This window comes from Streptomyces sp. NPDC056948, from assembly GCF_042674225.1.
Taxonomy (GTDB): domain Bacteria; phylum Actinomycetota; class Actinomycetes; order Streptomycetales; family Streptomycetaceae; genus Streptomyces; species Streptomyces purpurascens.
On record NZ_JBHUQX010000386.1, the window covers coordinates 1 to 9,003 of the forward strand.

Below are 9,003 nucleotides of genomic sequence, written 5' to 3' on the forward strand. Positions count from 1 at the left end.
GCCGTCCTTCGTGTACGGGTTCCCGTCGTACCGGCGACCGTGACGCTCAGCGGGGTGTCCGGCTTGCGGCCCGCCGACACCAGCTCCCCGGCCGCCGCGGCGTCTACATCAACGACCCCGGCAAGGGCCGCCGCTTCGTCCCCATGGAGGACTTCGACGGCAGCTTCACCGGTGTCGTGCTGGTCATGGAGCCCGGCGAGGACTTCACCCGGGGCGGCCGCAAGCCCGGCGTCCTGGGCGCGATGCCCGCCCGGCTGCGCGGCACCGCGGGCACGATGCCCGCCGCGGTGCTCTCGAGCCTGCTGCTGGTGGCGGTCGGCGCGGCGGTGCCCGCGCTCAGCCGCACCTACATCGACGAGTTCCTGATCGGCAACCAGACCTCGCTGCTCAACGTGCTGTTCGCGTCGATGGCGGCGTGCGTGCTGCTGACCGTCGTGCTGACCTGGCTCCAGCAGACCAACCTGCTGCACGGCCGCATCATCTCCTCCACCCTGTCCAGCGCCCGCTTCCTGCGGCATCTGCTGCGGCTGCCGGTGACGTTCTTCTCCCAGCGCAGCCCGGCCGACCTCGTGCAGCGGCTGCAGTCCAACGACGCGGTCGCCGAGACCCTGTCCCGCGACCTCGCGGCGGCGGGCGTGGACGCGATCGTGGTCGTCCTGTACGCGGTGCTGCTGTACAGCTACGACCCGCAGCTGACGTTCGTCGGCATCGGCGTGGCGCTGCTGAACATCGTGGCCATGCGGGTGGTCGTGCGGCTGCGCGCGACCCGTACGGCGAAGCTGCGCGCCGACTCGGCCCGGCTCACCAACACCGCCTACACCGGTCTTCAGCTGATCGAGACGATGAAGGCGACCGGCGGCGAGGACGGCTACTTCCGCAAGTGGGCCGGGCAGCACGCCACCACGCTGGAGGAGCAGCAGCGGCTCGGCGTGCCGAGCGCCTGGCTGGGCGTGGTCGCGCCGACCCTGGCCACCCTCAACAGCGGGCTCATCCTCTGGATCGGCGGCATGCGGGCGGTCGAGGGCCATATCTCGGTCGGCCTGCTGGTCGCCTTCCAGGCCCTGGTCGCCCGGTTCACCGCCCCGCTGACCCGGCTCAACGGCGTCGCGGGCCGCATCCAGGACTTCGCGGCCGACGTGGCCCGGCTGAAGGACGTGGAGAACTTCAAGGCCGACCCGCTCTACGGCCGGCCCGACTCCGGCGAGTCGACGCGCCGTCTCCAGGGCCACGTCGAGCTGGAGAACATCACCTTCGGCTACAGCCCGCTCGACAAGCCCCTGCTCACGGGCTTCGATCTGACGGTCGGCCCGGGCCGGCAGGTCGCGCTGGTCGGCGGTTCCGGCAGCGGCAAGTCCACGGTGTCGAGGCTGATCTCCGGCCTGTACGCGCCGTGGGAGGGCGTGATCCGCATCGACGGGCAGCGCATCGACGACATTCCGCGCGGGGCGCTGGCCGCCTCGGTCTCCTTCGTCGACCAGGACGTGTTCCTCTTCGAGGGCACCATCCGCGACAACGTGGCGCTGTGGGACCCGTCCATCCCGGATGACGCGGTGGAGGACGCGCTGCGGGACGCCGCCCTGTACGACGTGGTCACGCGCCGCCCCGGCGGCATCCACAGCAAGGTCGAGCAGGACGGCCGCAACTTCTCCGGCGGGCAGCGCCAGCGTCTGGAGATCGCCCGGGCGCTGGTGCGCCGGCCGAGCATCCTGGTGCTCGACGAGGTGACGAGCGCGCTGGACGCGGAGACCGAGCTGGTCGTGATGGACAACCTGCGCCGGCGCGGCTGTGCCTGTGTGGTGATCGCGCACCGGCTCAGCACCGTGCGCGACAGCGACGAGATCGTCGTCCTCGAGCACGGCACGGTCGTGGAGCGGGGACGGCACGAGGAGCTGGTGGCGCGCGGCGGCGCGTACGCCACGCTGGTCAGGGAGCGGTGAGGTGACGACCGTTCAGGGACATGAGGGTGACCTCGTCCTCAACGCGTTCGGGCAGATGGGCTCGCGCATCGACTGCGCCGGGTTCAACCGTCTCGACCTGGAGGGTCCGCAGGTGCTGTGGCTGGTCGCGGCGGGTGCCGTCGACCTGTTCGCGGTGGACGCCGGACAGCAGGGGCACTGGCACCATCTGGGCCGTCTGGAGGCGGGCTCGCTGGTGCTCGGCCCGGTGCCGGGCCCGCAGCACACGCTGGTGGCCCGCCCGCTGCGGGACTGCGTGGTGCACCGCATCGGCCTGCGCGAGCTGTACCAGCCCGCCGACACCGCGACGTGGTCGTACGACGAGTACGGCAATCCACAGTACGTGCCTCCGACGACGAGTCCGCTGGAGTACGCGCTCGCCCTGGGCGTCGGCCGCAGCCTGTCCATCCTCTTCCAGGCGCCGATGGCGACCGAGCGGGCCGCGGCGCCCACGGACGACGACGTGTTCTGGATGCAGGTGCCGCCGGGCAGCGTGCAGTACGGCTCGCTGTACGGCGCGGAGGCCGCGGCCGACCTGCTGATGGACCCGGGCCTGTGGCAGAGCATGGTCGACCAGCAGTACCGGCTGCTGACCACGCTGGACCGCTGGATCGAGCAGCTCGAGCGCACCCACGAGACGCGTACGGCCGAGGGCATCAAGGCCGGTGAGGCGGTCCGCGCCCAGGCCGACCAGACGCTGCTCGCCTCCATCGGCAAGCGGTCGTCGAAGCGGACCACCGCGGCCGATGCCGACGCCTCGTACGCGGCCTGCAAGCTGGTCGGGCAGGCGGCCGGGATCCGCCTCACCGAGCCCACCCAGAAGGGCACCGGCGGCGACCGCCTCGACCCGGTCGAGCAGGTCGCCCTGGCTTCCCGCGTCCGCACCCGGGCCGTGCGCCTGGACGGCCGCTGGTGGCGGGACAACGTGGGGCCGCTGGTCGGCCACCGGGCCCTGTCGGGCGCGCCGGTGGCGCTGCTGTGGCGGCGCGGCGGATATGTCGCCGTCCATCCGTCGACCGGCCGTGAGACGCCCATCGAGAAGGCCAACGTCGACGAGTTCGAGCCGCGTGCGGTGATGTTCTACCGTCCGCTGCCCGAGCGTCGGCTCAGCCCGCTCGGGCTGCTGCGGTTCTGTATGCAGGGCATGCGCGGCGACCTGACCGGTCTGCTGCTGAGCGGCCTGGTCACGGTGGCGATCGGCTCGATGGTGCCCATCGCGACCGGCAAGGTGCTCGGCGAGTTCGTGCCGAAGGCCCAGACCGGCCTGATCGTGCAGGTGTGCCTGGCGGTGATGCTCAGCAGCGTGGTGGCGGCGGCCTTCATGCTGTTGCAGAACCTCACCATCCTGCGGATCGAGGGCCGGATCGAGGCCACGCTCCAGCCGGCCGTGTGGGACCGGCTGCTCAGACTGCCGACGCGGTTCTTCACCGAGCGCTCCACCGGTGAACTGGCCAGCGCGGCCATGGGCATCAGCTCCATCCGCCGGCTGCTGGCGGGAGTCGGGCCGACGGTCGCCCAGTCGGTGACCATCGGGGCGATGAACCTGGGGCTGCTGCTGTGGTTCAGCGTGCCGATGGCGATGGCCGCGATCGGCATGCTCGTCGTCATCGCGGCGGTGTTCCTGGGGCTGGGACTGTGGCAGGTGCGCTGGCAGCGGCGGCTGGTGGTGCTCTCCAACAAGCTGAACAACCAGGCGTTCCAGACCCTGCGCGGCCTGCCCAAGCTGCGGGTGGCCGCCGCCGAGAACTACGCGTACGCCGCGTGGGCCTCGGAGTTCGCGCACAGCCGTGAGCTCCAGCAGAAGGTCGGCCGTATCAAGAACCTCTCGACGGTGCTGGGCGCGGTGTATCTGCCGCTGTGCACGCTGGTGATGTTCATGCTGCTGGCCGGCCCGGCCCGGGGCTCGATGTCCGCGGCCGCGTTCCTCACCTTCAACACCTCGGTGACGATGGTGCTGACCTCCGTCACCCAGCTGACCGGCTCCTTCGTCTCCGCGGTGGCCGCGCTGCCGTTGTTCGAGGAGATCAGGCCGGTGCTGGACGCGACGCCGGAGGTGCGGACGGCGAGCACCCGGCCGGGGCCGCTGTCCGGCGCGATCGAGGCCCGGCGGGTGTCCTTCCGGTACTCGGACGACGGTCCGCTGATCCTGGACGACGTGTCGTTCGAGGTGAAGCCGGGCGAGTTCGTCGCGGTCGTCGGCCCCAGCGGCTGCGGCAAGTCGACGCTGCTGCGCCTGCTGATCGGCTTCGACCGGCCGCTGTCGGGCAGCGTGCTGTACGACGGGCAGGACCTGGGGGCTCTCGACCAGTCGGCGGTGCGCCGCCAGTGCGGTGTGGTGCTCCAGCACGCGCAGCCGTTCACCGGCTCGATCCTGGACGTCATCTGCGGCACCGAGCCGTACACGCCGGAGGAGGCGATGGCGGCGGCCGAGATGGCGGGCCTCGCCGAGGACATCAAGCGGATGCCGATGGGCCTGCACACCATCGTCTCGGGCAGCGGCGCCGTCTCCGGCGGTCAGCGCCAGCGGCTGATGATCGCGCAGGCGCTGATCCGCCGGCCGCGCATCCTCTTCTTCGACGAGGCGACCAGCGCCCTCGACAACGAGACCCAGCGCACCGTCATCGAGAGCACCAAGGCGCTCAACGCGAGCCGGGTCGTCATCGCGCACCGGCTGTCCACCGTGATGGACGCCGACCGGGTCGTGGTGATGGAGGACGGCAAGGTCATCCAGCAGGGCCCGCCCGACCAACTGCTCGCCGACACGAACGGCCGGCTGCACGAGCTGGTGCGGCGGCAGATGACGTGAGAGGTCACTCCACCCCGGGCACCGGGGCGCCGGAGGGCACCCCGGCCGCCACATAGGCGGCGTAGAGCTCCCGCCAGGGCGCGTCGGCCCCGGCGTGCGGACCGGCGGCCTGCTCGCCGCGCGCCCTGGCGTCCAGTGCGGTCAGGCACACCTCCCAGCCGGCGCCGTTGCGGGCGGCGGAGTCCTCGGCGCCCAGGACGTTGGTGAGCGTGAGGCGAGTGCGCTTGTCCTCGGCCTCCTCCAGGTCGAAGCGCAGTTCGTCCCCGCCCCACTCGAACGACAGGTGCCGGGGCGGGTCGACGGCGATGACCCGGCCCGTGGAGTCCGCCATGTGCGGGTCGCCGCTGAACCTCACCTCGCCGCCGGGGCGCAGCTCGATCTCGGCGCGGGAGGGGAACCAGCGCTCCAGTTCGTCCGGATCGGTCACGAACTGCCAGACGCGGTCGACGGGGTGGTCGTAGGTGCGGCTGAAGCGGACGGCGGGGCGGCCGTCGTCCAGGGTCAGATAGGTGCCGGTGAGTTCGGCTGCCATGGGGGATCAGTCCTTCGGTGCGGGTGGTTCCGGGGTGTCCGGCGTCTCGTCGAGGCGGCGGCCCAGCGCGTCGAGGCTCTCGTTCCAGAGCTTGCGGTACGGGGCGAGCCAGGCGTCGAGTGCGGCGATCGGGCCGGGGTCGAGGGCGTAGACGCGTCGCTGCGCTTCCTGCCGTACCCGGACGAGGCCCGCCTCCCGCAGCACTTTCAGGTGCTTCGAGGTGCTCGGCTGGCTCAGTCCGCACGCCTCGACGATCTCACCGACGGCCCGGGGCCGCTCCAGGAGAAGCGCGACGATGGCCCGCCGGTGGGGGTCGGCGAGGGCGGTCCAGAGGGCGGCGTCGGACATGCCTTCAATATGCCTCTGCCGTTATATGCCTGTCAAGGAATACAATGACGGAGTGCCTGTCTCCGGTGGCGTGACTTCGCCGTACTCCGCGCACGCTTCCGTTGCCCCGGCGCGTAATTGGGTACCCACGCCCCATGCGAATCAGCGTGATGGATGTGGGATCGAACACGGTCAGACTCGTCGTCTCGGACGCGGAGGACGGTGTACCGCTGCCGGTGCACACCGCGAAGTGGCGGCTCAGGCTGTCCGCACAGGTCACACCGGGGGAACCCATCCCTGAGCAGGCGGTCGGACAACTCGTCGACGCGGTCGCCGAGGCGAGCAGGACCGCCATCCGGTGGGGCGCGGCCGGGCCGCTCGCCTTCGCGACCGCCGTGGTGCGCAACGCGCCGAACCGGCACGAGGTGTTGCACACCGTCCGGGCCCGTACCGGCGTGGACCTGTGCACCCTGCCGGGTGAGGTCGAGGCCGAACTGACGTTTCTCGGGGCCCGGCGCTGGATGGGCTGGCGGTCGGGGCCGCTCGCCCTGCTCGACATCGGTGGCGGTTCACTCGAAGTCGCCTTCGGGCGCGGCCGGTTGCCCGACTTCGTGGCGTCGCTGCCGCTGGGCGCGGGGCGGCTCTCCCACGAGTTCTTCGAGGGCGAGGACCCGCCGTCGCCGGAGCGGGTCCGGGCGCTGCGCCGCAGAGTCCGCCATCAACTGCGGGACGTCGCGGCGCGGATCCGCTGGGAGGGCCCGCGTACCGCGGTCGCCACCTCCCGCACGTTCCAGCAGCTCGGCCGCCTGTGCGGCGCCGCACCCGGACGCCACGGCCCGTTCGTGGACCGGGAACTGCACCGCGTGGGGCTGCGGGAGGCGATCACGACGCTGGCCGCCCTGCCCGCCGCCGACCGCGCGCGCCTGCCCGGCATCTCCGCGCCGCGGGCCTCACAGAGCCTGGCCGGCGCGGTGGTCGCGCACACCGCGATGAAGCTGAGCGGCATCAGGTCCGTCACGGTCTGCCCCTGGGCGATCCGCGAGGGCGTGCTGCTGCGCCACATCGAGGACGGCCCGTCCTGGTGGGCGGAAGTCATCCGGGACAACGAGGAGGCCGCCCCTCCTGACCCGGTGCCGCTGCGCATCGCCGCCGCTGCCCACTGAGCACCGGCGGACGTGATCCGGCCGGACGCACGGAACACACCGGACGCGGAAAGGAGACCCACATGTCCCACGACAAGAACCACGAGGCCTCCGGCAAGCAGCCCGAGACGGCGCTCGAGGAGGTCCTGCGCGAGATAGAGGATGCCGAGAACCGCACCGAGGACTCCGACGGGCAGCGACGCCACCGGGGTGAGGCCGGCGATGCCACCACACCGAACGAGCGCGCGCAGGAGGAGTCCGGGGGAGAGTGACGCGGGCGGGTGACCGGGCCCTGCCCGGGTACCCGGCGCGCATGGAGCACGACCGCGAAGAACCGCCCCTGCCCGGCCCGCGCGGCCCGCTGAGCAGGGGTGTCGAGGCGTACCTGCGGGGCGCGGGCCGGCTGCCCCGCCCCGAGGCGATCATCCGGGCCCAGGTGTACGGCGACGACCTCCAGCTCGCCCTGTATCTCTGCTACGAGCTGCACTACCGCGGCTTCGCGGGCGTGGCTCCGGAGCTGGAGTGGGACCCCGACCTGCTGCGCACCCGGGCGGCCCTGGAGCACCGCTTCCTGTCCGCGCTGCGCACCGACGCCCGGGTCCACGACAGCGTGGCCGAGGCGCTGCGAGGCCTGCTGGTCGAACCCGTCCACGGCACGGGCGTCACGCACTTCCTGCGTGACGAGGGCGAGCTGTGGCAGGTGCGGGAGTACGCGGCCCAGCGCTCCCTGTACCACCTCAAGGAGGCCGACCCGCACGCCTGGGTGCTGCCCCGGCTGTGGGGCCGGGCGAAGGCGGCGATGGCGGCGGTGGAGTTCGACGAGTGGGGCGGCGGCCGCGCCGACCGTGTGCATGCGCGGCTGTTCGCCGACCTGATGGCGGACCTGGGGCTGGACACCACGTACGGCCGCTACCTCGACGCGGCGACCGCCGAGGCCCTGGTCACGGTGAACCTCATGTCCCTCTTCGGTCTGCACCGGGCCCTCAGGGGCGCCTTGGTCGGCCACTTCGCGGCCGTCGAGATCACCTCGTCCCCGGGGTCGCGGCGGCTCGCCGAGGCGATGCGCCGCACGGGCGCCGGGCCCGCGGCCGAGCACTTCTACGACGAGCACGTCGAGGCCGACGCGGTCCACGAGCAGGTGGTGCGCCACGACGTCATCGGCGGTCTGCTGGAGCGGGAGCCGCATCTCGCCGCCGATGTCGCCTTCGGGATCGACGCCACCGAGTTCGTCGAGGACCGCTTCGGCGTCCGGGTGCTCACCGATTGGCGCGCGTCACGTTCGTCACTGTGTGCACCGCTTGCTCATGAGGCAACCCATATCTCCTGATGGCCGGGGTACCCGTGCGGCGTGAATCCACTGGTACCCCCGGGCGTCTACGCCCCGCAGGAGGACACCGAGCTGCTGGCCGGCGCCCTGTCCGACGAGCCGCTGCCCCCGGGCGCGGAGGTCCTCGATGTGGGCACCGGGACCGGCGCCCTGGCCCTGACGGCCGCGCGCCGCGGTCTTCGTGTGACCGCCGTGGACGTGTCCCGGGGCGCCGTGTGGGCGGCGCGGCTGAACGCCCGGCTGGCGGGACTCCCCCTCCGCATCCGGCACGGCAACCTCTTCGATCCCGTGCGCGGAGAGTCGTTCGATCTGGTCCTGGCCAATCCGCCGTACGTGCCGGCGCCGAAGGGCGACAGGGAGCCGCGCGGCTCGGCCCGTGCCTGGGACGCGGGCGGTGACGGACGGCTGGTCGTCGACCGGATCTGCCGGGAGGCGCCCGCGCTGCTGCGTCCGGGCGGGGTGCTCCTTCTCGTGCAGTCGGCGCTGAGCGATCCGGACCTGACCGTCGGGCGGCTGCGCGCGTCCGGTCTGAAGGCCGCGGTGACCTGCCGGCACCGGATCGCGTTCGGGCCGGTGCTGCGCGGCCGGGAACGCTGGCTGCGGCAGCGGGGACTGCTGCCCGCCACCGAGAACAAGGAAGAGCTGGTGGTCGTCCGTGCCGAACTCCCCCTCTGACCGGTCCGCGCCGCCGCGGCGCATCACCGTCCAGCGCAAGGGCCCGCTCCTGGTGGAGGGCCCGGTGGAGGTGGAGCTGGAGGACGGCTCCGTCGTCCGCTCCGACCGCTTCCGCGTGGCCCTGTGCACCTGCCGCCGCAGCCGCCGCTACCCGTGGTGCGACACGAGCCACCGCGACCGGGCGTGACCCGGGGGCCCGGCCGGGCGCAAAGCCCAGGGGCCGACGGGCGGCCCCACTC

The 9,003-nt window shown here is 72.5% G+C and carries 9 protein-coding genes; 7 read left to right on the forward strand and 2 right to left on the reverse strand.

Annotation, left to right across the window (positions count from 1 at the left end):
- Window positions 1–1,937 (forward strand): ATP-binding cassette domain-containing protein (locus tag ACFTZL_RS35285; RefSeq protein WP_382591540.1); only part of this gene is annotated, 1,937 nt, incomplete at its 5' end.
- Between the two features lies 1 nt (window position 1,938).
- Window positions 1,939–4,761, forward strand: coding sequence for an NHLP bacteriocin export ABC transporter permease/ATPase subunit (locus ACFTZL_RS35290; RefSeq protein ID WP_382591543.1), 2,823 nt, complete (start codon window positions 1,939–1,941; stop codon window positions 4,759–4,761).
- A 4-nt stretch (window positions 4,762–4,765) separates the two neighbouring features.
- On the opposite strand, the gene ACFTZL_RS35295 is transcribed toward ACFTZL_RS35290, so the two are convergent.
- Together ACFTZL_RS35295 and ACFTZL_RS35300 are read right to left on the reverse strand one after the other, a co-directional pair.
- Window positions 4,766–5,293 (reverse strand): SRPBCC family protein, encoded by a 528-nt coding sequence (locus ACFTZL_RS35295; protein ID WP_382591545.1) that lies wholly within the window; start codon window positions 5,291–5,293, stop codon window positions 4,766–4,768.
- A gap of 6 nt (window positions 5,294–5,299) precedes the next feature.
- A complete protein-coding gene (locus ACFTZL_RS35300) occupies window positions 5,300–5,641 on the reverse strand; it encodes an ArsR/SmtB family transcription factor (RefSeq protein WP_382591548.1) in 342 nt (113 codons plus the stop codon).
- Between the two features lie 134 nt (window positions 5,642–5,775).
- Here ACFTZL_RS35300 and ACFTZL_RS35305 point away from each other — a divergent pair, with 134 nt between their 5' ends.
- From ACFTZL_RS35305 to ACFTZL_RS35325, 5 genes are all read left to right on the forward strand, one after another.
- The gene (locus ACFTZL_RS35305; protein WP_382591551.1) at window positions 5,776–6,783 is read left to right on the forward strand and encodes a Ppx/GppA family phosphatase; all 1,008 of its coding nucleotides are present in this window, start codon (window positions 5,776–5,778) and stop codon (window positions 6,781–6,783) included.
- 62 nt (window positions 6,784–6,845) lie between these two features.
- Complete coding sequence (locus tag ACFTZL_RS35310) at window positions 6,846–7,034, forward strand: hypothetical protein (RefSeq protein ID WP_382591554.1); 189 nt, start codon at window positions 6,846–6,848, stop codon at window positions 7,032–7,034.
- A 41-nt stretch (window positions 7,035–7,075) separates the two neighbouring features.
- Entirely contained in the window at window positions 7,076–8,089 is a 1,014-nt protein-coding gene (locus ACFTZL_RS35315; RefSeq protein WP_382591560.1) for an iron-containing redox enzyme family protein, read from the forward strand.
- A 21-nt stretch (window positions 8,090–8,110) separates the two neighbouring features.
- Window positions 8,111–8,764 carry a HemK2/MTQ2 family protein methyltransferase gene (locus tag ACFTZL_RS35320; RefSeq protein WP_382591557.1) on the forward strand — a complete coding sequence of 218 codons (654 nt, stop codon included), beginning with the start codon at window positions 8,111–8,113 and terminating at the stop codon, window positions 8,762–8,764.
- A complete protein-coding gene (locus ACFTZL_RS35325; RefSeq protein WP_193481250.1) occupies window positions 8,745–8,951 on the forward strand; it encodes a CDGSH iron-sulfur domain-containing protein in 207 nt (68 codons plus the stop codon). Before ACFTZL_RS35320 ends, ACFTZL_RS35325 begins: the two co-directional genes overlap by 20 nt.
- Window positions 8,952–9,003: the final 52 nt, after the last annotated feature.

What these genes read in the sequence shown, in the direction of transcription:
- ACFTZL_RS35295 (WP_382591545.1), bottom strand. Translation starts at nt 5,293, where the DNA reads ATGGCAGCCGAACTCACCGGCACCTATCTGACCCTGGACGACGGCCGC.
- ACFTZL_RS35300 (WP_382591548.1), bottom strand. Translation starts at nt 5,641, where the DNA reads ATGTCCGACGCCGCCCTCTGGACCGCCCTCGCCGACCCCCACCGGCGG.
- ACFTZL_RS35305 (WP_382591551.1), top strand. Translation starts at nt 5,776, where the DNA reads ATGCGAATCAGCGTGATGGATGTGGGATCGAACACGGTCAGACTCGTC.
- ACFTZL_RS35310 (WP_382591554.1), top strand. Translation starts at nt 6,846, where the DNA reads ATGTCCCACGACAAGAACCACGAGGCCTCCGGCAAGCAGCCCGAGACG.
- ACFTZL_RS35315 (WP_382591560.1), top strand. Translation starts at nt 7,076, where the DNA reads ATGGAGCACGACCGCGAAGAACCGCCCCTGCCCGGCCCGCGCGGCCCG.